General features: G+C 57.6%; 24 protein-coding genes and 1 pseudogene. 15 read left to right on the top strand and 10 right to left on the bottom strand.

All coding sequences use genetic code 11. The features are described from left to right. Positions 1-50 precede the first annotated feature (50 nt). Positions 51-959 carry a hypothetical protein gene (locus ABVF61_RS08515; RefSeq protein WP_353993703.1) on the bottom strand — a complete coding sequence of 303 codons (909 nt, stop codon included), beginning with the start codon at positions 957-959 and terminating at the stop codon, positions 51-53. After that, positions 960-1,217 (bottom strand): annotated as a pseudogene (locus tag ABVF61_RS08510) (DUF1963 domain-containing protein); the annotation flags it as partial. It abuts the gene before it with no gap. A gap of 455 nt (positions 1,218-1,672) precedes the next feature. On the opposite strand from ABVF61_RS08510, the gene ABVF61_RS08505 reads away from it, so the two are divergent. From ABVF61_RS08505 to ABVF61_RS08460, 10 genes are all read left to right on the top strand, one after another. Next, entirely contained in the window at positions 1,673-2,551 is an 879-nt protein-coding gene (locus ABVF61_RS08505; protein ID WP_353993083.1) for a PaaX family transcriptional regulator C-terminal domain-containing protein, read from the top strand. A 144-nt stretch (positions 2,552-2,695) separates the two neighbouring features. After that, positions 2,696-3,901 (top strand): 3-oxoadipyl-CoA thiolase, encoded by a 1,206-nt coding sequence (pcaF, locus tag ABVF61_RS08500; RefSeq protein ID WP_353993082.1) that lies wholly within the window; start codon positions 2,696-2,698, stop codon positions 3,899-3,901. A 45-nt stretch (positions 3,902-3,946) separates the two neighbouring features. Next, positions 3,947-4,945 carry a 1,2-phenylacetyl-CoA epoxidase subunit PaaA gene (gene paaA, locus ABVF61_RS08495; RefSeq protein ID WP_353993081.1) on the top strand — a complete coding sequence of 333 codons (999 nt, stop codon included), beginning with the start codon at positions 3,947-3,949 and terminating at the stop codon, positions 4,943-4,945. A gap of 32 nt (positions 4,946-4,977) precedes the next feature. After that, on the top strand, positions 4,978-5,265 hold the full coding sequence (gene paaB / locus ABVF61_RS08490) for a 1,2-phenylacetyl-CoA epoxidase subunit PaaB (protein WP_353993080.1): 288 nt from the start codon (positions 4,978-4,980) through the stop codon (positions 5,263-5,265). Further along, positions 5,265-6,086 carry a 1,2-phenylacetyl-CoA epoxidase subunit PaaC gene (gene paaC, locus ABVF61_RS08485; protein WP_353993079.1) on the top strand — a complete coding sequence of 274 codons (822 nt, stop codon included), beginning with the start codon at positions 5,265-5,267 and terminating at the stop codon, positions 6,084-6,086. The genes paaB and paaC overlap by 1 nt, the downstream gene beginning before the upstream one ends. Before the next feature lie 11 nt (positions 6,087-6,097). Further along, positions 6,098-6,619: a 1,2-phenylacetyl-CoA epoxidase subunit PaaD gene (gene paaD, locus ABVF61_RS08480; protein WP_353993078.1), complete on the top strand. Its 522-nt coding sequence runs from the start codon at positions 6,098-6,100 to the stop codon at positions 6,617-6,619. Between the two features lie 22 nt (positions 6,620-6,641). Continuing rightward, a complete protein-coding gene (gene paaE, locus ABVF61_RS08475) occupies positions 6,642-7,718 on the top strand; it encodes a 1,2-phenylacetyl-CoA epoxidase subunit PaaE (protein WP_353993077.1) in 1,077 nt (358 codons plus the stop codon). After that, entirely contained in the window at positions 7,708-8,487 is a 780-nt protein-coding gene (locus ABVF61_RS08470; RefSeq protein ID WP_353993076.1) for a Phenylacetic acid catabolic protein, read from the top strand. The genes paaE and ABVF61_RS08470 overlap by 11 nt, the downstream gene beginning before the upstream one ends. Positions 8,488-8,525: 38 nt before the next feature. Beyond that, positions 8,526-10,589 (top strand): phenylacetic acid degradation bifunctional protein PaaZ, encoded by a 2,064-nt coding sequence (gene paaZ / locus ABVF61_RS08465; RefSeq protein ID WP_353993075.1) that lies wholly within the window; start codon positions 8,526-8,528, stop codon positions 10,587-10,589. A 131-nt stretch (positions 10,590-10,720) separates the two neighbouring features. Beyond that, entirely contained in the window at positions 10,721-11,086 is a 366-nt protein-coding gene (locus ABVF61_RS08460) for a VOC family protein (RefSeq protein WP_353993074.1), read from the top strand. Positions 11,087-11,291: 205 nt separating this feature from the next. Here ABVF61_RS08460 and ABVF61_RS08455 read toward each other — a convergent pair whose 3' ends face one another. Then, the gene (locus tag ABVF61_RS08455) at positions 11,292-13,190 is read right to left on the bottom strand and encodes a PhoX family protein (protein WP_353993073.1); all 1,899 of its coding nucleotides are present in this window, start codon (positions 13,188-13,190) and stop codon (positions 11,292-11,294) included. A gap of 622 nt (positions 13,191-13,812) precedes the next feature. On the opposite strand from ABVF61_RS08455, the gene ABVF61_RS08450 reads away from it, so the two are divergent. Both ABVF61_RS08450 and ABVF61_RS08445 read left to right on the top strand, forming a co-directional pair. Then, complete coding sequence (locus ABVF61_RS08450; RefSeq protein ID WP_353993072.1) at positions 13,813-14,949, top strand: NADH:flavin oxidoreductase/NADH oxidase; 1,137 nt, start codon at positions 13,813-13,815, stop codon at positions 14,947-14,949. Positions 14,950-15,018: 69 nt separating this feature from the next. Then, positions 15,019-15,777, top strand: coding sequence for an AraC family transcriptional regulator (locus ABVF61_RS08445; protein WP_353993071.1), 759 nt, complete (start codon positions 15,019-15,021; stop codon positions 15,775-15,777). 145 nt (positions 15,778-15,922) lie between these two features. Here ABVF61_RS08445 and ABVF61_RS08440 read toward each other — a convergent pair whose 3' ends face one another. The 3 genes from ABVF61_RS08440 to ABVF61_RS08430 form a co-directional block, all read right to left on the bottom strand. Beyond that, complete coding sequence (locus tag ABVF61_RS08440) at positions 15,923-16,429, bottom strand: nuclear transport factor 2 family protein (RefSeq protein ID WP_353993070.1); 507 nt, start codon at positions 16,427-16,429, stop codon at positions 15,923-15,925. 30 nt (positions 16,430-16,459) lie between these two features. Then, positions 16,460-17,344: an SDR family NAD(P)-dependent oxidoreductase gene (locus ABVF61_RS08435; protein ID WP_353993069.1), complete on the bottom strand. Its 885-nt coding sequence runs from the start codon at positions 17,342-17,344 to the stop codon at positions 16,460-16,462. Between the two features lie 64 nt (positions 17,345-17,408). Further along, positions 17,409-18,344 (bottom strand): alpha/beta hydrolase, encoded by a 936-nt coding sequence (locus ABVF61_RS08430; protein WP_353993068.1) that lies wholly within the window; start codon positions 18,342-18,344, stop codon positions 17,409-17,411. 234 nt (positions 18,345-18,578) lie between these two features. Between ABVF61_RS08430 and ABVF61_RS08425 the strand changes: the two genes are divergently transcribed. After that, positions 18,579-19,136: a hypothetical protein gene (locus ABVF61_RS08425; protein ID WP_353993067.1), complete on the top strand. Its 558-nt coding sequence runs from the start codon at positions 18,579-18,581 to the stop codon at positions 19,134-19,136. A gap of 87 nt (positions 19,137-19,223) precedes the next feature. On the opposite strand, the gene ABVF61_RS08420 is transcribed toward ABVF61_RS08425, so the two are convergent. The 3 genes from ABVF61_RS08420 to ABVF61_RS08410 form a co-directional block, all read right to left on the bottom strand. Beyond that, positions 19,224-20,720 carry a TIGR01777 family oxidoreductase gene (locus tag ABVF61_RS08420; RefSeq protein WP_353993066.1) on the bottom strand — a complete coding sequence of 499 codons (1,497 nt, stop codon included), beginning with the start codon at positions 20,718-20,720 and terminating at the stop codon, positions 19,224-19,226. Beyond that, positions 20,717-21,370 (bottom strand): DUF4166 domain-containing protein, encoded by a 654-nt coding sequence (locus ABVF61_RS08415; RefSeq protein ID WP_353993065.1) that lies wholly within the window; start codon positions 21,368-21,370, stop codon positions 20,717-20,719. The genes ABVF61_RS08420 and ABVF61_RS08415 overlap by 4 nt, the downstream gene beginning before the upstream one ends. A 69-nt stretch (positions 21,371-21,439) precedes the next feature. Next, positions 21,440-21,997: a GbsR/MarR family transcriptional regulator gene (locus ABVF61_RS08410; RefSeq protein WP_353993064.1), complete on the bottom strand. Its 558-nt coding sequence runs from the start codon at positions 21,995-21,997 to the stop codon at positions 21,440-21,442. Between the two features lie 241 nt (positions 21,998-22,238). On the opposite strand from ABVF61_RS08410, the gene ABVF61_RS08405 reads away from it, so the two are divergent. Next, a complete protein-coding gene (locus ABVF61_RS08405) occupies positions 22,239-22,697 on the top strand; it encodes a hypothetical protein (RefSeq protein WP_353993063.1) in 459 nt (152 codons plus the stop codon). A 125-nt stretch (positions 22,698-22,822) separates the two neighbouring features. Here the strand turns inward: ABVF61_RS08405 and ABVF61_RS08400 are convergent, their stop codons facing one another. Beyond that, positions 22,823-23,977, bottom strand: a complete 1,155-nt coding sequence (locus ABVF61_RS08400) for an adenylate/guanylate cyclase domain-containing protein (protein ID WP_353993062.1) — start codon at positions 23,975-23,977, stop codon at positions 22,823-22,825. 205 nt (positions 23,978-24,182) lie between these two features. Here ABVF61_RS08400 and ABVF61_RS08395 point away from each other — a divergent pair, with 205 nt between their 5' ends. Continuing rightward, complete coding sequence (locus ABVF61_RS08395) at positions 24,183-24,728, top strand: TetR/AcrR family transcriptional regulator (protein ID WP_353993061.1); 546 nt, start codon at positions 24,183-24,185, stop codon at positions 24,726-24,728. Positions 24,729-24,934 lie beyond the last annotated feature (206 nt).

Raw genomic sequence — 24,934 nt, 5'->3', positions numbered from 1 at the left:
TGCTGTGGTTTTCGGCGAGGCGCGCACGGCTTTCCGGAACGGGTTGCCGGTCAGAGGACCACGTGCCGGATAAATTGACCCCGTTCATGCCAGCCACGCGCCATTTCCAGACGGTTGAGCCAGATTGAGAACCCGCATTCGTGTTCTGACTCGGTTCCAAGCAGATTGTCCGCACTTATGGAAATCAACGGATCCTGCCCCCGGCGGTCTTCGGTGTTGCCGGGCAGTTCTGGCTCAAGACCAAACAGGCGGTGACCACGCCAGCCTGTGATTTTCTTTTCCACGAGCGGTTGATAAGCAGCAGGAACTTGAGAAAAGTCCCGGTGCTCAAAGAGTTTCGGCAGTTTCTGGAGGATTTCGTTCCATACGGCGTTCGGATTGCCAGCAAGGAGATGTTTGCTGCCAAAACTGTTTTTCATCAGGCCTTTAAGTTCAAGGCGCTTTTTGAAGAGATATTCTGCGGCGGTCCAGTCGACTGCCGCTTCGGGCGATTGCGACTTCGCCAGCGCACACCAGTCTTCGAGCAGGCGAACAAGCTCCAAGGCAGAGCCTTCGGTTTTTTCAATATGCTCCAGTCTTGCCAAAACGTGCCTTGGCATCGACAAAGCCCTGCCCTGCCCGAGGGCGCCTCTGCGTTCTTCGATGAATGTCTGTCCTTGCCGGATCTCCAACTTGAGCCCTTTCAGAAGGAGAGAGGCTTCAATTTCGGCAATCGCCCAATTTGTGATCCAGCCCTTCGGAGACGAGAACGGGTTTTCCGGAAGAGGCGCCTCTTCATCCTCCACACTCATGTAGGGAACCGGATCGATGGCCCAGGCATTGAATGTCTTGCCCGAACTGAAGAAACCGAGGTCATGAACATCACAAAGATCGCCTGGTGGTGTGACCGGCGCGATCCGGTTCATGTCTGCCGCTTCAACAATCCGTGTCGCGTATCCTTCGCCGCCAAATACCAGCAAGGCTCCCTCCGGGGGAAGTCCAGGAGGGAACGCGCCGCTAATTGGTTCCGGTTTAAGAGAAGACAGGTCAATCTGTGCGATGAAGTGAATTGGTTTCCCGTGGACGTTTCGAGGCCACTTGAATCCTGCCGGAGCGCTCGGGACACCGCCAATCCAGCTTGTCGGCTTTGTTGGGTAAGACTGGAAGGGTGAGCGAAAAAGCAAGGCCCATGCCGGCAATTGCTTCGCACGATTGGCTCTTCCCGATAGAGCCTCCATCTCGTCAAAAAAGGCTTGGACTTCCGAAGAAAGTTGAGGCTCTGACATCTTAAATTTTCCTGCACTCAATCAAAACTCGTCTTTTTCTAATAGTGCAACTCAACAAATCTATTAACGCGATACCGAAGATTTGAGATTTCGATGCTTTAGCTCCAGCCAGCGGTGAGTTTTGGCGTCTGCGCGGGTCGCTTTTCGTTCTTCCGGAAAATCAGCTGAAGGGAACTCTCTGCAAATAGAGCCCAGAAAGACACGACTTGAGGTCAGGGGCAGATTGCCAAAGCCGATAAGACCCTGAGCGCCGGAAAGGTTCGGCAAATCCGGTTCGCGGTATGCGGCGCAACGCGCGCCCTGATGTCTGGTCATTCTTGTGAAACATCATCATTAAAGCATCACGTAGAATGCCTTCTTCTGAAAAAGTTGTGATATGATTATACTTCTAAACCTTCGAGGCGAGCATGGCGACGGCTGATATTTTGCGCAGTTTCTTGCAAGCGGCAGGCACGGAGGTGCCCCGAGCGCCGGGCTTTATCGTCAGTCTCTATGGCGATGTTGTCGAGCCGCGTGGCGGAACGCTTTGGATGGGTGATCTTGTGCGCTGTTGCGCGCAGCAAAGCATCAGCGAAAGTCTTGTCAGAACGGCTGTGTCCCGGCTGGTTGCCGCCGGGAAGCTTCTGGGTGAACGGATCGGGCGCAAAAGCTACTACAGGCTGACGGAGGCGGCGCAGGCGGAGTTCAGGGAAGCCTCCAAAGTGCTCTATGCACCACCGCCGCGTGCGCAGGGCTGGCTTGTTGCACTCAAGGTTCGCGAGCCGCTTCCCGTGGGCTGGGCGTTGCTCGGAAACGGTACAGCCATCGCGCCCAATCGCTCAGACATTGTCCATCTTCCGGGGCCGTTGCTCTCCTGTGAAGCGCTTGGCGACCTGGATGACTGGCCCGGTCTTTCCGAAGGTTTATGGGACATGCGGCTTGTTGCCGACAGGTATCGCGTCTTTTTGAAGCGTTTCGGGAATCTGGGGGAGAAGCTGGAATCAGGGACCCTGACCGACGACCGCAGCGGCGCGATGGCTTTGTCCCTGCGCCTGCAGCTCATTCATCACTACCGATTGGCTGCGCTCAGAGATCCCCGGCTGCCGCGAGAAGCCTGGCCCGAAGACTGGCCGGCCGAGCTTGCGCGACGTCTCTTCGTCCGGTCCTACCTGGCACTTGCCCCGCGTGCTGACGAGTGTGTCGGTAAATCTTTTCGCGACGCGATCGGGTTTTTGCCGTCTGCAACATCTGCGACAGAGTTCCGTCTGGACCGGCTTATGCGTGAAGCTGCAGCATTAAAGCCCTGAACAATTGAGCGGAAACGCCTCGAGCAGCTCAAAACACTACATCTTTTTCAAAAACAAGTTTTCAGTGTGATGTTTTGATGCTATAACGCTGACCGATCGGTCGAAGAATTCCGATTTAGGATTAAGAGCCAAGGGAAAGAGTGGATGCCGGAAGCCTTTATCTGCGATGCCGTGCGCACACCGATCGGACGGTATGGAGGTGCGCTATCTGGCGTGCGTGCAGATGACCTTGCCGCCATTCCACTCGCCGCGCTCAAGGACCGGAACCCGGATGTCGATTGGGACAGTGTCGACGACGTCATTCTTGGCTGTGCGAACCAGGCCGGGGAAGACAATCGGAATGTGGCGCGGATGGCCGTTCTTCTTGCCGGTCTTCCGATTTCGGTGCCAGGAACGACCGTCAACCGGTTATGTGGCTCTGGCATGGATGCAGTTGGGCTGGCCGCCCGCACGATACGGTCGGGCGATGCGAGCCTGATGCTGGCCGGCGGTGTTGAAAGCATGAGCCGTGCGCCGTTTGTTGTTGCCAAAGCGAGCTCTGCATTCTCGCGGAACGCGGAGATGTACGACACGACCATCGGCTGGCGGTTCAAGAATAAGAAGATGGATCGTGCTTTCGGTTCAGATACGATGCCGGAGACCGCCGACAATGTCGCGGCGGATTACAGGATCTCCCGGGATGATCAGGACAGGTTTGCGGCCGAAAGCCAGCGCCGGTGGGATATTGCTCAAAAAGCTGGTGTCTTTGAAGAAGAGATTGTTCCGGTCACAATCCCGCAGCGCAAGGGCGAACCGGTTGTCGTCGATACGGACGAGCACCCGCGCCCGGGAACGGGCATCGAGGCGCTTGCAAAGCTGCGCGGGGTCAATGGGCCCGAGCTGACGGTGACCGCCGGCAACGCGTCGGGTGTCAATGACGGCGCCGCCGGTGTGATCGTTGCCTCTGAAGCGGCAGCCAGGTCGAACGGCCTTGTGCCGAAGGCAAGGGTTCTTGCAATGGCCGCGGCAGGCGTGCCGCCACGCATCATGGGGATCGGGCCGGGGCCGGCGACCCGGAAAGTTCTCGACCTGGCAGGCCTTAGCCTCGATCAGATGGATGTCATAGAATTGAACGAGGCGTTTGCTTCGCAGTCACTTGCAGTTTTGCGGGAGCTCGGACTGCCGGATGATGCCGCGCATGTGAACGCAAATGGCGGCGCAATTGCTATCGGGCATCCGCTTGGAATGTCCGGAGCAAGGCTCGTATTGCATGCCGCCTACCAACTCCAGCGGACTGGAGGGCGTTACGCCCTATGTACGATGTGCGTAGGGGTTGGACAGGGCATCGCTCTTATTTTGGAGCGGGTGTAAATTGAACAGCGTGAGGGCTTGAAGAGGCACTTTGGAGGAAACGCCATGTATGCGCAGCTGGTAAAATCGGACGGTCTCAAGGCGCGTGAGGAGATGTCTGCGGAAGAGCGCGCCTTTCAGGACCGGGTCGACAACGGCGAGAAGATTGAGCCGAAGGACTGGATGCCCGAGGGTTATCGCAAGACGCTGATCCGACAGATCGGGCAGCATGCCCATTCCGAGATCGTCGGGCAGCTGCCGGAAGGCAACTGGATCACGCGCGCACCAACGCTGGAACGCAAGGCGATCCTCCTGGCAAAGGTTCAGGACGAAGCCGGCCACGGCCTCTATCTCTACTCCGCCGCCGAGACCCTGGGCGTGTCGCGGGATGAGCTTCTGGAGAAGCTCCATTCGGGCAAGATGAAATACAGCTCGATCTTCAACTATCCGACGCTTAACTGGGCCGATATCGGTGCGGTCGGCTGGCTGGTCGACGGGGCCGCGATCATGAACCAGGTGCCGCTGCAGCGGACCTCTTATGGACCTTATAGCCGCGCCATGATCCGCATCTGCAAGGAAGAGAGTTTCCACCAGCGTCAGGGCTACGCGATCATGATGAAGATGGCGTCCGGAACGCCTGAGCAGAAAGAGATGGCGCAAGATGCGCTGAACCGCTTCTGGTATCCGTCGCTGATGATGTTCGGTCCGTCCGACAAGGATTCTGTGCATTCCGCGCAGTCCATGGCCTGGAAGATCAAGATGAACACCAATGACGAGCTTCGCCAGAAATTCGTCAACGAGACCGTGCCGCAGGCCGAGTATCTCGGTCTGAAAGTGCCCGATGACAAGCTGGCCTGGAACGACGACAAGCAGGGTTACGATTTCTCCGAGCCGGATTGGAACGAGTTTTTCGAAGTCATCAAGGGCAATGGTCCGTGCAATCGCGAGCGACTGAACGCGCGCGTGAAAGCCTGGGACGACGGCGCCTGGTTCCGGGAAGGCCTCAACGCCTATGCCGACAAAGCCGCCGACCGGCGCAAGGCCGCCTCGGTCGCCGCCGAATAACCGGACCGCCTGACAAAGAGGGAGAACCAGCCATGTCCAAAAAAGAATGGCCGCTCTGGGAAGTCTTCATCCGGGGTCAGCATGGGCTGAACCATCGCCACGTCGGCAGCCTTCATGCGCCGGATGCGGAAATGGCGATCAACCATGCGCGCGACGTCTATACCCGCCGCCGCGAGGGTGTTTCGATCTGGGTGGTGCCGTCAAAGGACATCACAGCCTCAAGCCCGTCTGAAAAGGGCCCGTTGTTCGATCCCGCCGAGAGCAAGACCTACCGCCACCCGACCTTTTTCGACATACCCGAAGACGTGGGGAAAATGTGATGGCAGCGGAAACGACATTTGCCGATGCCGAGGTCGTAGACCCGTTCGTCGCAGATGAGGCACTTCGTCCGGCGTTCTTCGAATGGCTGTGCCGGATGGGCGACAATGCGCTCATTCTCGGGCACCGCACGTCGGAATGGTGCGGGCACGGACCTGTCCTTGAAGAGGATATTGCCCTTGCCAATACCGCGCTCGACCTGATCGGCCACACGCAGATGTGGCTCGGACTGGCAGGCGAGGTGGAGGGCAAAGAGCGCTCAGCGGACGATCTTGCGTATCTGCGCGATGCGATGAAATTCCGCAATGTGCTGCTCGTCGAGCTGCCACGGGGCGATATGGCCGTCACGATCATGCGCGAGTTTCTGTTCGACGCTTATCACCACCTGCTGCTTTCCTGGCTGGCCGAAAACTCAAAAAGCCCACGGGTCTCGGAGATTGCGGCCAAGGCGCTCAAGGAAGTCAGCTACCATCTGGATCGTGCGTCCGACATTGCCGTCCGCCTGGGCGATGGCACTGCCGAAAGTCACGACCGGATGCAGGCAGCGCTCGAATTGTTGTGGCCTTACGCCGGAGAGCTGTTTGCCGGCGACGAGGTCGACAGCGTACTGCAAGAGGCCGGAATCGCGCCGGACCTGACAAGCTTGCGCGAAAAATGGAACGAACGTGTTCATGATGTCCTGGACGAAGCCACGTTAAAGATCCCCGATACGGGTGGCTACACCCATCTTGGCGGTAAGCAGGGCCGGCACACCGAGCATCTCGGGTTTCTGCTCGCTGAAATGCAGTTCCTTCAGCGGGCTTATCCCGGCGCAACCTGGTAGGGAGCTGCGAGATGAACACTGCGCTTCAACCGACCACCGAGGACGTCTGGACGTGGCTCGCCGAGGTTCCCGACCCGGAAATCCCGGTCGTTTCCGTTACCGAACTCGGTATTGTCCGAGAGGTCCGTTATGATGGCGATACGCTTGTTGTTGCTGTGACGCCCACCTATTCGGGCTGCCCGGCAACGGCCGTGATCGATCTGATGATCGAGGACAAGCTGCGGGAAATGGGCGTGGAAAATCTGCGCCTTGAGCGTAGGCTTTCTCCGCCCTGGACGACAGACTGGGTGACGGCGGAAGCGCGTGACAAGCTGAGATCCTTCGGCATCGCGCCACCGATTGACGGGACGGCGTCGGATGGCATGAGCGCAAAGGCGGCGCGGCTAGCAGGAGAAACCAATCTGGTGGTCGCCTGTCCACGCTGCAATTCGGCAAATACGGAACGGATCAGCCAGTTCGGATCAACCCCTTGCAAGGCCGCATGGCGTTGCAGGGACTGTCTAGAACCGTTCGACTATTTCAAATGTATCTAACTCTCAAGAGGACGGCCTGGTCATGGCACGATTCCATTCGCTCGAAGTGACCGATATCCGGCGCGACACGCGCGACGCCGTGGTGGTGACGCTCAAACCCGAGGAGGCGGATGCCGACGCGTTCACGTTCATTCAGGGCCAGTATCTGACTTTCCGCAGGGATTTCGACGGCGAAGAATTGCGCCGGTCCTACTCCATTTGCGCCGGGCTGGACGAAGGCTGCCTGAGGGTTGGCATCAAGCGTGTCGAGGGTGGGGCGTTCTCGACCTTTGCGAACGAGCAGCTGAAGGTTGGTGACCGGCTTGATGTCATGAAACCGATGGGGCGGTTTTTCACCGAGTTGGATCCCGCCAATGCCAAATCCTATCTCGGTTTTGCCGGCGGCTCGGGAATTACGCCGGTTCTTTCAATCATCAAAACGGTGCTTGCGCGGGAGCCTGAGAGCACATTCACGCTGATCTATGCCAATCGTCAAACCAGCTCGATCATGTTTCGAGAAGAACTCGAAGACCTCAAGAACCGGTATCTCGGGCGGTTCTCGCTGATCCATATTCTGGAAACGGAAGCGCAGGAAATCGATCTCTTTACCGGCCGGATAGACGCCGAAAAGATGGAGATGCTGTTCCGTCTCTGGATCGATGCGGACGAGGTCGACACCGCCTTCATCTGCGGCCCGGAACCCATGATGCTGACGATCGCAGACAGTCTGCGTGCGCATGGCCTGTCGGACGAGCAAATCCGGTTCGAGCTGTTTGCCTCCTCACAGCCCGGCCGGGCCAAGGCCAGGGCAAAGTCCGAGGCGGCGGCGGCTGCTGCGGGTACTTGCGAAGTGTCGGTTATGCTCGATGGAACGACACGCAGTTTTCAGATGGAGAAGGACGGCAGGTCGGTTCTCGAAGCCGCGATAGAAAACTCCATGGATGCGCCGTTTTCCTGCAAGGCAGGTGTCTGCTCGACCTGCCGCGCCAAGGTCATCGAAGGCGAAGTGGAGATGGAAACGAACCATGCACTTGAAGACTATGAAGTGCGGGCCGGTTATGTCCTTTCCTGCCAGTGTCTCCCCGTTTCGGACAAGGTGGTGATCAGCTATGACGAGTGACGCAAGCCTTCTGGACCACGACACCATGCCGCTCTCCGAGTACCTGGAAAAGGGCGGGAAGCTGACGTCACCTGGAAACGTTCCGCCGCGCTATCGGGCCGAATTGCTGCGGCTCATGTCCTCTTTCGTCGACAGCGAACTTGCCGGCTCGGCGGGGTTTGCCGATGCGATCAATTGGGCGCCGGGCCTCAAGGAACGCATCGCCGCAAGCCGGATCACGCTTGAAAAGGTGGACCATGCAGAGCGGGTTCTCGACCTGATGAGCGATTTTGGCACGGACAAGGCCCTTTATAACCACGCCCATTCCTGGTCGTCGCGCCAGCCGCGCGATGCAAATCTCGACCCAAAACGCCAGGGCGGCGATATGCGGCTCTCAGTGTTCCACTATCCGCTTCAGAGCTGGACCGATGCCGTGGTCATGAACACTTTGATGGGCATGGCAACCGTGCATCAGCTTCAGGAACAGATCCGGACTTCGTATCAGCCGCTTGGCGAGGTGTTTCGCGAGATTCTACCGCGCGAAAAACGTCACATGGAGCTTGGTCTGGAGGGGCTCGAGGATCTGCTGAAAGATGCAACACGCCGGGCAGAGGTGCAGGCTTCCGTCGACTACTGGATGCCGCGCGTTGCCGAGACGTTCGGGGCGGCGCACTCCGGCCGCTTCGAGCGGCTCAAGAAGATGGGTCTCCGCCACACAGACAATGAAACGATGCGCGCAGCGTGGAAAGCTGATGCGGATGCGCACCTCAAAGAGCTGAAGCTCCGCTGAGCAGGCCCTTTGGACCGAAATTCACGAAAGGACGATCCATGAACGGGACGGGCAACACCGCACGGCGGCTGGAAAGCTATGTCGAAGGCGCTTGGCGAAGCGGTGAGGGCGATGGCAAACCGGTGCTGAATGCAGCGACCGGTCAGATCCATGCGCTGATCGGAACGGAAGGGCTCGATTTCCGGGCTGCGCTCGAGTGGGGCCGCGCAGCGGGTGGCCCGGCGCTCAGGGCGATGACGATCCACGAGCGGGCGCTGATGCTGAAGGCTGTCGGCCTGAAACTCATGGAGCAAAAGGAAGACTTCTATCTGGAAAACTTTGCGACCGGTGCGACACGCAAGGACGGTTGGATCGATATCGAGGGCGGCATCGGAACCCTCCTGACATTTGCTTCGAAGGCCCGGCGTGAGTTGCCCAACACCAAGGTGCTGACCGAAGGGCCGGTTGAACCGCTTTCCCGCGACAATACCTTCGCGGCCCAACATATCCTGACGCCACTGCGCGGTGTCGCTATTCACATCAATGCGTTCAACTTCCCTGTCTGGGGCATGCTGGAAAAGATCGCGCCTTCGCTGATCGCCGGAATGCCATGCATTGTCAAACCGGCGTCCCAGACGGCCTATCTGACCGAGCTGGTGGTGCGCCGGATCCTGGAGACCGGGCTGTTGCCCGATGGAGCGCTGCAGATCGTGACAGGATCGGCGCGTGATTTGCTGGACCACGTCATCGAGCAGGATGTCGTTACCTTCACCGGTTCTGCTTCAACGGGCCAGAAGCTGAAGTCGGGACAGGCGATCCTGCAGCATTCCGTTCGCTTCACCATGGAAGCGGACAGTCTCAATGCGTCTATCCTTGGTATCGACGCCGGGCCGGGAACGGAAGAATTCGATCTGTTCGTGAAGGAAGCCGCCCGCGAAATAACGGTCAAGGCAGGTCAGAAATGCACGGCAATCCGCCGGGTGATCGTGCCCAAAATGCACGAGGGCGCCGTCGTGGAAGCACTCGCCCGGCGACTTGAAGGGACACCCGTCGGCTTGCCGGACGACGAGCGGGCACGCATGGGGGCTCTGGTTTCCCTGAAGGACCGCGATGACGTCAAATCGAAGGTTGGCGTGCTGGCCGGGGAAGCGGAGATCGTTTCCGGTTCGCTGAATGAGGTCGACCTTGTTTCGGGTGACACGGAAAGCGGCGCCTTCATGGCCCCTGTCCTGTTGCGCTGTGGCAATCCGGTTATTGCCGAAGCCGTTCACTCGGTCGAAGCTTTCGGTCCGGTTGCAACCGTCATGGCCTATGAGGACAACGACGAAGCGGTCACGCTTGCGCAAAAGGGACGGGGTTCACTGGTGTCCTCGCTCTTTACCAATGACGGCGCGATCGCACGAGAAATCGTCACCGGGCTTGCCCCGTTCCACGGGCGCGTTCTGATCGGCAATCGCCGGTCGGCCAAGAGTTCAACAGGTCATGGATCGCCCTTGGCGCCGCTTGTTCATGGTGGTCCCGGGCGCGCTGGCGGCGGCGAGGAGATGGGCGGGATGCGGGGCGTGAAACATTTCATGCAGCGCACAGCAGTGCAGGGGACGCCCGAATTGCTCTCAGCTGTCACCGGCCAATGGCTGGATGGCGCGCCTGTCAGGGCGGATGTGCATCCGTTCCGCAAATCCCTCGCCGAGTTGAAGATCGGAGATCAGATCGTCACCGGGGCGCGCGAGGTTACGCAGGAGGACGTGGAGCACTTTGCGGAGTTTACCGGCGATACGTTTTACGCTCACATGGACAGCGAAGCGGCAAAGGCCAACCCGTTTTTCGATGACCGGGTCGCACATGGATATTTGATCGCGTCCTTTGCCGCCGGGCTGTTTGTCGACCCAGATCCAGGCCCTGTTCTGGCGAACTATGGTGTCGACAACCTGAGGTTCCTGACCCCTGTTTATTTCGGTGACAGTCTGAAGGTGCGGCTGACTTGCAAGGAAATCAATCCGCGAGAGAATGCCGAGCACGGCGAAGTACGCTGGGATTGCCAGGTGACCAATCAGAACGACGAGGTCGTTGCGCAATACGACGTGCTGACGATGGTGGCGAAGACGTGGCCGGCTGTTACCTAGGATATCCGCTTTGATAGGAACGTCTTGGCTCTTTAGTCCTGTGTTCGATCAGTCTTTGCGTGTTCAGGTGGAAACGTGCAATCTGACCCGAATGTGAGGCTTCCGCTCATGGGTATTGGAGAGGTCCGGGATTGATTGCTCATACACATTTGCATGTCAGCGACCTCACCAGGTCAAAGGCGTTTTACGCGAAGGTTCTTGCAACGCTTGGCTATTCGATCAGCATGGAGCTCGACGATGCGGCGGGGTTCTTCGACGGCAAGAACACGGATCTATGGCTGGTGACCGAACCGGTTGCGCCGACCCATATCGCTTTCGAAGCCAAAAGCCGGGAAGAGGTCGAGGCGTTTTTCGCGATCGCACTGGCAGAAGGCGCACGCGACAATGGCGGGCCGGGCTATCGAGCTCAATATTGGCCAGGATATTTCGCAGCGTTTGTTTTCGATCCGGACGGACACAATATCGAGGCGGTCTGGTACGACAGAAGCAAGATTTGATAGTCGCGATGAGCTGTTCAAAGTGGGGCGTGAGCCAACTGACCTATGTAAACACCGCGCTGCACAAAAGCCCTTTTTGTTGCTGACGCGGCAACACTGGTTGTTGCGGTTTCAGCGACATTTCACACAATGAGGTCCTTGCCCGAGGATCAAAAAATCGGCCGGTAGAGAACCGGCCGATCGTTTGTTTCGCGAACCGGAATGGTTAGCCGACGAGGCCACCATCTTCACGCGTAACTGCAATGATGGCAGACCGCGGCACGGAATCACCACCTTCCGGCCAGTGGCTGTTGCCACGCTCGCCCGGGTGCTGGATGCCGACGAACATGGTCCGGCGGTCCGGGCTCCAGGTCAGGCCGGTGATTTCGCACTCGTTCGGGCCAACCATGAAGCGACGGATTTCACCGGTGACCGGATCGCCCGCGAGCATCTGGTTGTTGCCCTGACCTGCGAAGTCGCCTTCGTTCTTGTAGTTCCCGTCCGTCTGGATCCAGACAAGTCCGTTGGAGTCGAATTTCAGACCATCCGGTGAGTTGAACATGTTGTCGGAATTGACGTTCGAAGACCCGCCATAGGCGTCAGAATGCACCGTCGGGTTGCCGGCGAGCACATAGAGGTCCCAGGTGAAGCCCGGAGCCGTGTGGTCGCCGCCGTCAGGACGCCAGCGCACGATCTGGCCGTAGTTGTTCTTCTCGCGCGGATTCGGGCCGTTGACGGAAGTGTCGTCACCACCGGCATTCGGCTTGACGCCACGGTTCTTGTTGTTCGTCAGGCAGCAGTAAATCTCGGGCGCCTTCGGATTGGCTGCAATCCACTCCGGACGGTCCATCGTGGTGGCGCCAACTGCGGACCCAGCCTGGCGGCTGTGAATGTGGATCTCTGCGTGATCCATGCCCGTTGTTTCCGGCGTGAGTGCGACCCATGCGCCGGTCCCGTTGTCGCTGAACTTGGCGACATAGAGGACGCCGTCGCTCAGCAATTCATCCGTCGGTGCGCCCGGAGCATAAACGCCGTTGGAAACGTATCGGTAGACGAATTCGCCGCGCTCATCATCGCCCATGTAGACAACGACGCGACCATCGTTGTTCACGACCGCTTCCGCGTTTTCGTGCTTGAAACGACCAAGAGCCGTGCGCTTCTTGGGTGTCGAGTTCGGGTCCGTCGGGTCGATTTCGACGACGTAACCGGCGCGGTTCGGCTCGTTCGGGTGTTTCGCGACATCGAAACGCTCATCGATTTCGGCCCAGCCGTAACCCCAGTCCTCGGTGTTCACGCCATAGCGCTTCATGCCTGGTGTGATCGACTTGGGATCGTCGTTTTGGACCTCTTCACTGGACGAGAAGTAGCCGTTGAAGTTTTCTTCGCAGGCAAGGTAGGTGCCCCAGGGGGTCTTGCCGTTGCCGCAGTTGTTCCAGGTGCCGAGGGTTTTTGTGCCGGTCGGATCGGCATCGGTCTTCAAAAGGTCATGGCCGGCAGCCGGACCGGTGATTTCCATTTCGGTGTTCGGCGTGATGCGGCGGTTGTAAGGGCTGTCCTTGACCATCTGCCACTTGCCGTCGATCTTGGCGACCTCAACGACCGAAACGCCATGAGCCATCATTCCCTTGGCGATCTCACCTTCGCCGACAAGACGGCCGTCTTCGGCGCTTGTCGAGATGATGGAGCGGTTGGTGTATTCGTTGTTCACGACCAGAAGCGTCTTGCCGTCATGCGGGAACACGTCCATACCGTCGGTGTTGTCACCAAAAGAGCGCTCTTGGCTTGCAGCGGTGCCGCGTGTTGCCTGGTCGAATTCCGGTGCGTCGGACCACATCGGGTCGCCCCACCGCATCATGACGTCAACCTTGTAGCCGCTCGGAACGATGACATCGTCGGCAATGGATGTGCCGATCTGGTCAAAGGCGAAACGGTCCGACGCAGCTTTTGCGATGCCGGCGGTTCCGCCGAGCGCTGCGAAGCTGCCGAATGCGAGGACGCCGCCCATGAAACCGCGACGGCTTAGGGCTGATTCAACAATCCGGTCGAAATCGTTTTCTTCCGGGCGAGGGTTCATCACTTCGTCGAATTCGTCGAAAGAAAGCGTGTGGTTCTCGTTGTCTTTCATGTTTCTTCCCTGCTGGCTACTACGAAAAATTAGCTGGCTCTTGCGTTACTGGACACCATTTGGCGGACCTCGTCTTTCAGACACGCACGACTTTCCAGGACCCTGGAATTGCGCGCCCGCGTCTGTCCGGCGAATGGACCGTACCACAGAGGAGTCATGGTATAACGTGAGTTTTTTTTAACTTTAATGACGGTCTTAAAAGTTGTCACTACCGCGGGTAATTTTTCCGGCTAAATACTGAATTCGATTTCAACCTTCGAGATGTGAATCGGTGTATAAAGTGTTGTAAAATCAAAGGCTTTGAGCTTATTTTGTTTGCGACATCAAAGTCGCGAACCTGCCGAGGCAAGCAGCAATCGCGACAGCAGGAACCTCTGAATTGTCATCAAACTGTCATTTAGCTGCCGTTACGTGATCAAAAAATCCAAGCGCGCCTGCCAAATACGAAATTCCGTCGAGCGGAGAACACAAATTCAAACCGAAATTATGCGTGTTCACGCGGCCTTGATTTCCGAAGCGGGCCACAACCTCTAGTCTGGGCTAACGGTCGAGGTGCCTGCCTGCTGGCCTGATTGGACGCCTCGCTCCTTTGTTCAAATTCCAACCAACCGACGGATCAAACTTGGCAACCCTTTTTTCAGAATTCAAACTTCGTGACATCACATTCAAGAATCGTATCGCTGTCTCTCCGATGAGCCAGTATCGAGCGCTTGATGGATACGCCAACGACTGGCATCTCGTCCATCTCGGCCGCTTTGCGGTCGGCGGGGCGGGACTGGTCTATGCTGAGGCGACCGCCGTTGAGAAAGACGGACGCAGGACACATGGCGATCTGGGTCTGTGGGACGATGCGCAAGTTGATCAACTCACACCCGTAACCCGCTTTATCGAACGCGAGGGTGCCGTGCCCGGCATTCAACTCGGTCACGCGGGCCGCAAAGCTTCCGAGCGCCGGCCGTGGCATGGCGAAACACCCGTCGATGAAGAGGACGCTGCAGAGCGCGGTGAACATCCGTGGCCGGCGATCGCTCCCTCCGCAATCCCTTATGCCGATGGCTGGCCTGATCCTGAAGAAATGTCGGAAGATGACATTCAGCGGGTGATCGACTCATTCGGGTCGGCAGCCCGGCGGTCTTGCGAGGCAGGCTTCAAGATCATCGAGATCTACGCCGCGCATGGATTTCTGGTCCATCAGTTTCTGTCCCCGGTTGCCAACAAACGAAACGATCGCTGGGGAGGCAGTACGGAGAACCGGATGCGCTTCGCGATTGAGGTCGCTCGGTCCGTGCGCGCCAACTGGCCGGAGGGCTATCCGCTCGCGTTCCGGCTTTCCGCAACGGACTGGCTCGAGGACGGCATCGAAATTGACGATACTATTGAAACGGCAAAGGCGCTGAAGGCTGCTGGCGTCGACATGATCGACTGTTCGAGCGGCGGTATCGGCGGCAAGGAACGCCCGCGACGAATGGTGATTGAAGAAGGCTTTCAAACACCCTTTGCCGAAAGAGTCCGCAAGGAAGCCGATATTGCAACGATGGCTGTCGGCTTCTTGTGGGGTGCGGAGCATTGCGAGGAGATCGTGGCATCCGGCCGGGCAGACATGGTCGCGGTCGCCCGGGAGATGCTCGATGATCCGAATTGGCCATTACATGTCGCTGCGCGGCTCGGAACGGATGAAGGACACGCCTTGTGGCCGATTGAATCCGGCTGGTGGCTGATGAAACGGGACCGTCTCCTGAAGAAATTGGGTTTGCGTTAAGTCTGAAACCGGGTGACCGAGCTTGCGATCAGCAATTGAATTTGACCGAAAAGCACCTAGACTCAGGGCATGCCTGATGTCGTGTCGGAAAAATCCGTTCTGCCTGCAGGCGGTGGGGCGTATACCCTGCCGTCGCTGACGCTCGGGATATTTTTGAACGACCAGCCGACACACCGGATTTCACATGGCTCCTCAATTGCAAAGCACTGGCCGCTATCGAAACATCAGGGCTGGCTTCTTCCCGCAGGCAGTGAGGGGTACTGCGAGTATGACGATGACCTGGAATTCGCGACCGTTTCCTTGAACGAGAGACTGTTGGAAGAATTCGGGTTTCACGATAGTGCGGGTTTTCAAGCTGTCGTCGGTGACATCGATCCCCTGCTTGTCAATCTGTGCCTGAACGCAGACACATTTGCACAGAGCGGCACGCTCTACCGGGAAACGATGCATCGGGCACTTGCGGCGCAAGTCGTTCAGATGCTCAAACCCGCACCGCCCTGGCATGCGGGCATTGAGGATCACCGGCTGCGCAAGGTGCTAGACTATATTCACGACAATCTCGGTGCTGATCTGACCCTTGCCACCATGGCCGACCTTGCGGCGATGAGCGGCACGCATTTTTCGAAAGCCTTCAAGAAGGAGGTCGGCCTGTCGCCACTGCAATATGTTATCGCGGCCCGTCTCGATCTTGCTTCCGTTCTGCTGCGCACGACACAGTTGAGCGTGGCTGAGGTTGCCTGGCGCGCGGGATACCGCGATCTCAGTCGATTTGCGCTCCATTTCAAAAGAAAATTCAACGCGACGCCAGCTGCTTTCAGGTCCTCTTAGAAGCGCGGATCCAAACACATCTCAAGGGTGGGCTGGAGCGTGAAGTCAGTCCAGCACTTTTGTGATTCCGATTGTGCAGCAGCAGCACAGCCAGGCCGGAAACGAAAGACCGCCGCCCTTCGACGGGCTGCGATCCCTGTAAGTGTTATTTCTTTTGTGCAGCGCGTTCGCCGGCCTTCGCCACAAGACCGCGGTCTCCGGTCTCCCAGAGCGCCGTCATCGTCAACGAAGTGACCACCCAGCGGTCACCGCTTTGCTCAAGCTCATATGTGTAGCGGCCGCCGAGCGTCCAAAGACCATCCTCAATGCGGTGAGTTGCGGTGAAGTCCGCTTCTGCGACTGCGCTTCCGTCGTCAATGGACGCAACGGTATGGTTGGTCACCATATGGTGCGTGCTGTCGAAACCGGGCAGGAAACCGGCCCAACCGGCCACCAGTTCGTCGGCGGGCTGCGTTGCGGGCTCACCGCCCCACAAGCTGGTATAGTCGCTCGTTACATTCTCTGCGAAAGCGCTGCGCACGCGCTCCCAGTCGTGCCGGTCCGCACCGGCGGCAATGTCGGTGATCGACCTTGAGATTTCTGTCTGATCTGCCATTGCCGGTCCTCCCAAAAATGTCGCTGCTGTCAAGGCTGCCATAAGCGTGCGGGTCATCGAATTTCTCCTTTGTCTTTTGCGGGCTTATCAGGCGAGCTGACCGCCGGTCGCATCCAAGTCCATGCCGTTGAAAGCCGTGGCCGCATCCGAGGCCAGGAAGAGCACACCTTCCGCCATCTCGTGGGCGTCCATGATGCGCGGCGTGACGAAGAACCCGGCCATGCCTTCATAGGTCAGGCCCTGATAGTCGAAGCTTTCCTTGAGCATGGGTGTGTCGACGGCAAGCGGTGAGATCGAGGCCACACGAATATTGTCTGCGGCCAGTTTGGCACCTGCCCGGGTAAGACCCAGCACGGCGTGTTTGGAGGCATTGTAGTGGGCCGTGTTCGGGAAACCCCGGTGTGCGGCGACTGATGCCATGTTGATGATGACGCCGCTGCCTTGCGCCTTCATGACGGGGATAGCGTATTTCATTCCGTAGAACACACCGAATGTGTTCGTGCGCATCATGTCTTCGAAATTCTCGACGTCGATGTCCTCTATGAGGTTCGGCGTCATGAAAATTCCGGCATTGTTGAACAGAATGTCGAGGCGGCCATACGTGTCTGTCGCTGCCTTGATAAAGCGCTCGACCTGATCGGGTTCCCGAACGTCGGTCTGGATCCAGGTCACGTCGCCACCAGCGGCACGTATATCGGCTTCCACCTGCCGGCCCAGAGCGTCTCTGCGTGCACCGAAAACAACTTGAGAACCCTCCATGGCGAAGGCGCGCACGGTTGCTTCTCCGATCCCGGAATTGCCGCCGGTGACTGCGACCACCTTGCCCTTGAAGCGACCGTCCGGGCGCAGCGCACCCGGAGCAGCAGCCGGGTTCATGCTGTTGGCGGCGGCCGCTGTGGAGGCCAGTGTCGCAGCTGCTGCAACGCCACCGGTCAGCAGGGCACGGCGGGATGTAATCGTGTCATCTGACATCGTGTTTCCTCATGAAGTTGGAGATTGGAAAGGATTTGGATCGGTGCCGGCCGGGTTAAGCTCTCTAAGCCAAGTCCGACTGGCAGTGCCTGGCGACAAAGTCGGTTGCGCGGCTGATGTTCGCCGGGGCGTCGTAGAAGTCGAACTGTTCGACATCCTCAAGCCAAAGCGTCTTCGCCGCGTTGCCGTAACCTTCAAGAAACTTGCGAGCGCCCTCTGGGATTGCGGCGCTTTGCGAATGCACGACAGCAAGGGGTTTATCCAGCCGCCCGGGATTGTCGGCAGGATAATAGGTGAGCCAGCCTTCCCATCCCGCATTGTTCCATTTGTTGTCGTATTGCGGGATCGCGCCGCGCTGCGCCTCGTAGTAGTAACCCCCGACGGGCATCAATACGCCGTCTGCTCCTACCGGACCCGCGGCGGGAATAATTTCGCCGCCCGCTGCCTCGGCTTTACGAGATGTTTCGATCAGCGCTGCGACGCCCTCATCGCCGCCATAGACGGCATTGACGATGTCCTTGTCCTGGAGCCAGGGAGCGATAAGAGCGATACGCGATACAAGCGGATTGCCCGCGACTGCGTCGACCATGTAGCCGGCAGACGCGCAGATGCCGAGGCCGAAAATGCGCGCCGCATCCACCTCGGGCAGTGCCGCAACGCATTCAAATGCCGCGCGGATGTCTGCGGTCTTGGCAGCGGGATTTTCAACAAACCGAGCGCCATCTTCCAGATCGCCGGATTTCCCCCAACCGCGGAAGTCGAAGGTCAAAGCGGCGAGTCCGTGCTTGACCAGTTCGCGCGCATAGTTTGCAGGCATCTGTTCTTCGACGGCGGTCCACGCCCCGGTTACGACAACAACCGCTCGCGGTTTGCCGTCAAAACCCTTCGGCAGGTACAGCGTGCCGGACAGAGGTGCCCCTTTAACTTCGAAGGTCACCGTGCGGGTTTGTGCGTTTTGGACAGCTTGATTTGACGTGTCGTCGTGCGAAGTCGAGGTCATTTTCGTCTCCATCAGAAACCAGGTGGATCGTGATGAGGTGAAAATGGTCCCGCAGGTCCTGCGTTTGAGGCGCGATTCCTGTCAATCACTATGCGATTCTTGTGCTTTTGCGGAAAACCTGGCTTCCAGCGGACATTCAGGGCTGGCCTAAAGTGCACTAGGCGGCAAGCGTCACGTTGTTAGGCTGGAAAGACTCTATTTGGATGGGCTCGTCGATTTTCCGGGGAGGGGAAAATGCGGTCAGGTTTCGCCTGGATTGTGCTTTTGGTTTTCGGTTTTCTTCCTGAACCTGCGACTGCAAGCCCCCTTGAGGGTGATAAGACGGTCAAATTGGTGGATCAGAGCGGTGAAGACCATGCCGTCGCAACGGTCACTTTCAATCAAGCGGGCGACAGCGTCACCTATCAGATCGTCTGGAAGGACGATGTGTTTTCAGATCATTTCCTCTCCATGCGGCCGTTCAAATGCGTCGAAGGACCAGAGAAACATTGGTGCCGCGTGCCTTATCCATACGAGATAAGACGTTCAGTATCCGATCAGGATCTTACCGACCTTGAGTACGATCTCCTCTTCGTCTGGAAAGGGGCGACAGAATACGGCATCAATCTCTGGAACGGGGTCTACTACAAACTCGATATTGAGGAAGGCCGGCTTCTTGGAACGCTTCATGAAATGGATATGGATAGGCTTGGCGTTCCGCCCGAGGCGGGAGACTTGAGACCAATTCGCGACGTTGATCTTGAGGAGGGTTATCCGGAGAGCCACTGGTTGCCGAAGCTTGTGATCGAATGAGCAGAGCTGGCAGTCCCGGTAACGGGCCGCCAGCTCTTCAAAATGGCGATCAGGATTTGGCGTTGATCGTTTAAGCCGAACCGTTTGTTATCGAAGCGCGACGCCAATTTCCTGCTTCGGTTTACTTCTTGAACCGGCGCTGGACCCCGTGATTGACCTCAGCATCGATTCCAACTCCGGCTGGCGGAACAAGAACCCGCGATCGAGAAGCCGTTTGGGCACGACCCGCTGGCTGGCGAGCATGGTTTCACGTGCCATGTCTCCAAGGGCCGTAGACAGCAACCAGGCCGGGATGCGCAGAAAAGCGGGCCGGGTCAGAGCGTGCGCAAGTGCCTTGGTAAAGACCGCGTTGCGGACCGGTTCCGGCGCGGTGGCGTTCACCGGACCTTCAAGATCTTCATCCGTGATGGCATATGCGATCACGCGGACGAGGTCGTCTCTTTCGATCCAGGACATCCACTGCCCGCCATCGCCCAACTTTGCGCCGCCGCCAAATTCGAACGGCGTCAGGAGCCTGGCCAGCATGCCGCCGTCGACCCCGAGCACGAGGCCGATGCGCAAAGCAACCACGCGAACACCGCGCTCCGATATCTGCATGGCTGCCTGTTCCCACTGTTCACAGACTTCATGTGTGAACGCGGGCGAAGATGTTGCGCTCTCTGTCAGAACTTCGTCGCCGCGAAGGCCGTACCAGCCAATGGCTGAACCGCTGACGAGACAGTCCGGTTTCGTTTCGAGGCGCGCGATCAATTCTTCAAGAGCGTTGGTCATGGCGACACGGGATTGGATAATCCGCTGCCGCTTGCCTGACGTCCAAAGCCCGTTCGCAATCGGATCTCCGGCAAGATTGACGATTGCATCTATTCGGTCCTTGGCATGGATGTCGCCAAGGTCGGAAATCGCGCGGACCGGATGTGAGAGCACTTCGGCCTTGCGCAGGTCTCGCGTCAAGACGGTTACGGAATGGCCTGCCGCGACAAGTGCTTCCACCAGCCGCACGCCGACAAAGCCGGTGCCGCCTGTGACGAGAATGTGCTGGCGCGGGGGCAGTGCCGTTACCAGATCCGCGGCGTCAGGCTTCAGGAGCCTTTCACTGCGGGATGCAGCGAGCAGGTCGCGTGCCGAAAACACGGCAACACCAAATGCGGCGATGCTCGCCATGACACTCCACCAGCCATAGCTGACGGGCACCATTGCGCTTGGCTGGAACGACCATTGCCAAAGAATAGGTGCGAGCAGGGCCAGAATGGCTCCATAATTCAAGGTCAGCAAAGTGTGGTTGATACGCTCCGTCCAGGGAAGCTTGCGGGTGAGATCCTCTTCGACGAAGTCCCAGAGCGTGATGATGACTTCTAGTACCAGGATTGCCGCGAAGAGCAACGTGAATATACCACGGGGCTCCGTCCACGCGAATGTCAGGAAGATCACGGCATAAAAGAAGTTGCGGATACCGTGCAGGCGCAGTTCCAGCTTTTGCGAAGCGCGCCAGGCCAGGCGTTCGGTGACTTCGTGATGCACGAGCGTGTCAAACAAACCCATGGCAATCTGTACGGATATCAGAGTCCAGAGAAGAGGATCGGTCATAGGTCAATCTCCATGTCATGAAAGAGCGCGTCCTGATGGATGAGCTCGCCGAACAAACGGCTTGTCAGGGTGAGTGAGAACAGGAACCGTGTATCGCCGAGGTCCCGGTGTGTGATGGTGAGTTTGCCCGGGCTCAGCCACGATGGCAGCCGGAAGCGCAGCGAACCGACCTGCAGAAAATAGTGATCGCTCTTGAAGATCAGGGCGTCTTGTCCGGCAGCGACCTGAAGCGCCATACCAATGCCGCAACCGATGTATTCTTCAATTCCGGTCGGACCTGCAAACCGTTTCGAGCTATGGATCACCTGCGGAAAGCCGGTCGCGCGGCCATACTGGCGGATCCAGAATTGACCTTCCCCGGCGCAGTCCTCGGTGACCGTGACGACAGCCGGTTGCCGAAGAGAGGACATGTCGTGTGGCAAAGGGCCGCCAACGAGCCGCGCAAGCTGTGACAGCACATATCCGGGGAAGGTTCGGCGCATCGCGACAACTTCACCCTGATAGACAACGCTTGCCCCACCTCTCAGGCGCTTGCCGAAGCGTTTGCGGACCGAAATCGGGAGTGCGTTCCATGCAGCTTCGCCCAAAAGGTCCCGGAAACGGGTGTCGAGAACGATGTCACAATGCCGGGCAGCGGTATCATGCTGCATCTTACATCCTTTCCAGTTAAGTCCGTTATTTCTGTAGAAAGAGAAATTAACGATCAAAAAAATTTACACCTACTTCGTTTTGCCGCCGATCTTCAAAAGGGTCAGAACCTTGTTTCCCATTTTCATCAAGGCCGCCAGATTGGATTTTGGAACGCTCAGCATCTGAGCCGACCAGCGATCAGCGGTTGTCAGAAAGTCCTGCATGGCATGCATACGCTTGAGAACGTCGGGATCGAGGTTCTTTTCATTCTCGGCCTGCGAAACGCACATGTCGATTGCGCGGATTGCGGGGTCTATCTCCCGCTCCTTGCGACCCCGCGCGATAAGAAGGGCCATTTCCCACACGTCCGTTTCTGCAACGAAATGTTCCCGCCGGTCACCGGCGACCGGAACCCGCTGAATCAGCCGCCAGCCGACAAGCTCCTTCAAGGAGTTGGAAACGTTCGATCGTGCAATCCCAAGCTCTTCTGATATTTGTTCCGCGTTTAGCGGCTTCGTGCTCAGGTAGAGCAGAGCATGGATCTGGGCGACGGAGCGGTTGACCCCCCATTGGCTGCCCATATCGCCCCAATAAAGAATGAACTGAGATTTTGCGCTTGCGTCGTTTTTGTCGGTAATTTCTGTCATGACAGAAATATCGGACTATATTGAACGAGAGTCAACCCCCACGCCAGGTGTGGTTCGCATCAGCGTCACTCTCTCAGACACGTGGGGTAATACATTTACGGGTAGTCCTGGAGCGCTGGGCCCAGGGTCCAATCACGCCAAGCAAGTGAACAACAGCTGTGGAGCGGGCGAAGGAATGGTTGATCCTCGGAAGGAATAGGAACAAAGTGGGAACATAGGCGTTTGATTTGGAGTGTCGCCAATGAGTAGTTTGCAAGAATACAAGGCGAATTCGGGAACTTTCGTACCGGTCTGGACACTGGAAATCCAGACATTGCCGGAAGATACCGACCGGATCCTGGATGAGGTCAAAAAGGTCTATCCGTTGCGGTTTGGCCGTTACCAACGCAACGCAAGCATCTCCGCCGTCGGCAAGGAAACGGCGCAACCGGAGCCGGGTTCGACGACAACCACCCATGTGGACGCATTTGAAGCAGGCTCAACAGAGACCTATCCGATGGTTGAACTCAAGATTTCCATCGAGCGAGATTTGGAAATCCTGGAGAAGGTGATGGATGCGATCCTATACGTCCATCACTACGAGGAACCGGTGATATTCCTGCGCGAAGACTGGGCGAGCAGGGCGGCCTACAATCCGGATAGTGCCAATCCGAACCGCTGGTGGAACAACGGACGCGGGCTGCCGGAACGGATTTCCTGACCTGAAGACACGGGTGTTTCAACAATCGCTGGCCGATTTTACGGAGACCGGCGAGATGCCGGGGAGAGGCTTAAAAGTCTGACCTGTTCGAACCGGTAGACGTGCGCATGCTGGTCAAAGTCCGGTCAATCTTGAACAACTGGCGAAAAGACTTCGACAGGTTCGACCACGCCCTTCAATTGGTGGTTTCCAAGCGAACGCCAGGATAAAGAGGAATACTCAACAAAGTCACGTGTTGCCAGTACGGTCTCATCAAGTGTGGAACACAGGCCTTCGACCCGGCTGGCCATATTGACGGAGGACCCGATGACGGTGAAGTCGAGCCGGTTGCCACCGCCGATGTTCCCATAAAACACCGTTCCGGGGTGGAGACCGATCCCGAAAGCGATGTCGTGTGCCGCATCGTTGGTACGTGTGACAGTCAAAGCTGCGGCCTCGGCCCGCGCGACGGCGTCGCCAACGTCGCTTTGATACGGAAAGATGGCGAGCATTGCATCGCCGATGAATTTCAGAACCTCGCCCGAATGTTCTTCAATCGCGTCCGTCAGCTGCCCGAAATAGTCGTTCAGCAGCATCAATAGTGCGTCTTCGCTACGTGACTGCGCGATCCCGGTAAACCCGCGGAGGTCCGAGAACCAGATAACTGCATCAATGTGACTGCCGTCGCCGCGCGCGATTTCGCCGTCCAGTACTCTGAGGCCAGCCCGTTTACCGACATAAGTTTCCATAAGCGTCTTGGCTGTGTTGCGCGCAATGAAACCTTCAAAAACAAGTGTCAGTGCTGGAAGCGTTGCTGCGACAAGGGCGGTATCTTGTTCGTTGAAACCGCCGGCTGCCTTCGTTGCGAGCGTCAGGACCTTGTAAGTGTCGTCGGAAAACTGAAGAGGAAGGGCTTCGTATTGGGTGTACCCTTCAGCCCAGAGATCTTCCCCGATGGGATAAAGACTGCGATGTTCCGGCCGATCGAGCCTTAGCGACGAAGCTTCGCCGTGCGTATAGATCTTGTGGATCGGGCTTGCCTTGAGAATTTCCATCTGATCCGGCGTATAGGTGAACCAGCGTTGTTGAGGTCCGCCCGCAACATCCCAGAAGACGAAGGAAGACTGCGCGATCGGATGCAGGATGGGTGCGCCGAGTGTCGAACGATCGACCTCGATGCCGGCTTCGCGCAGTTTGCGGGAGTAGCCGTGAAGCAGGGCTGCGGGTGATGCCTGTCGCGGGCCTTCGACCATCAACCAGTGAATAACCTCGTCGCTGGCGGATCCGGGGAATGTGTTCATCCCGTCTTTCTCCCAAATCATGACTGAACACGATTGCAAAACCTACTAACTCATCAAACGGGAGTGGGACGGATGGCGCAATACCTCGACACACCGCATGCTTTGCCATGCGCGAATACGAAGATCACCAGCCAATTGCATACGCCTCCGTATAGTGCTTACGTTGAGTCAATATTGATCTGTACGCAAGCTTATGAAAACACAAATGAGTAAAACGCGATTGGGAAAGGCGGATTGGATACAGGCCGGAATGCGTGCTCTGGCCGCGTCCGGCGTTGGGGCGGTACGAGCCGAAGCCCTTGCCCGCACGCTTCGGACAACCAAGGGTTCATTTTATTGGCATTTCAAGGACATCAACGACTTCCAACGGCAGATCCTTGACGGGTGGCAAGCCTCACAAGCCGATGAAATCATCAGGCGAATGGCGGATCATGAACCGGGAATTGATCGTTTGCGGGCGCTTGTCGGACTGACGTCCGAGCTGCGCTCAGCCGATGTATCGGTCAAAGCGGAGTTGGCGATACGCGAATGGGCTCGGCTGGATACCGAAGCAGCCAAACGTGTCGCCCATGTCGATGCAAAGCGCCTGGACTACCTCAACGAACAGTTTCAAGTTCTCGGCTTCAACGACAGACACTTTGCCCTTGACCTCTACACGACCTATCTGGGCCTGCGAATGCTTAAGTCCACAACGGATCTCGACGCCGCTGGTCATCTGGAATTTGTTTTGTCGAGGCTGCTCAAAAGATAAATTGCAAAGCGCAGGTGAGGCTCCTTGGGGTAAAAGTTACGGAGCGATAAGCGAGCCACCGGGAGCAGCCTCTTGGAAGTCTTGTCTTCAGAAACGATCAGAACAGCGCAGCAGAAGATGCAACCAAATATCATCTTTAAATTGTATCTGTAAAAGTGTGACGCTAGTCACTGTATAACATGACGTAATTTGTTAGTTTTGTTTTG

The organism is Roseibium sp. HPY-6 (assembly GCF_040530035.1).
In the GTDB taxonomy this organism is placed as follows: Bacteria; Pseudomonadota; Alphaproteobacteria; order Rhizobiales; family Stappiaceae; genus Roseibium.
This window is presented reverse-complemented; position numbering and strand designations above follow the sequence as displayed.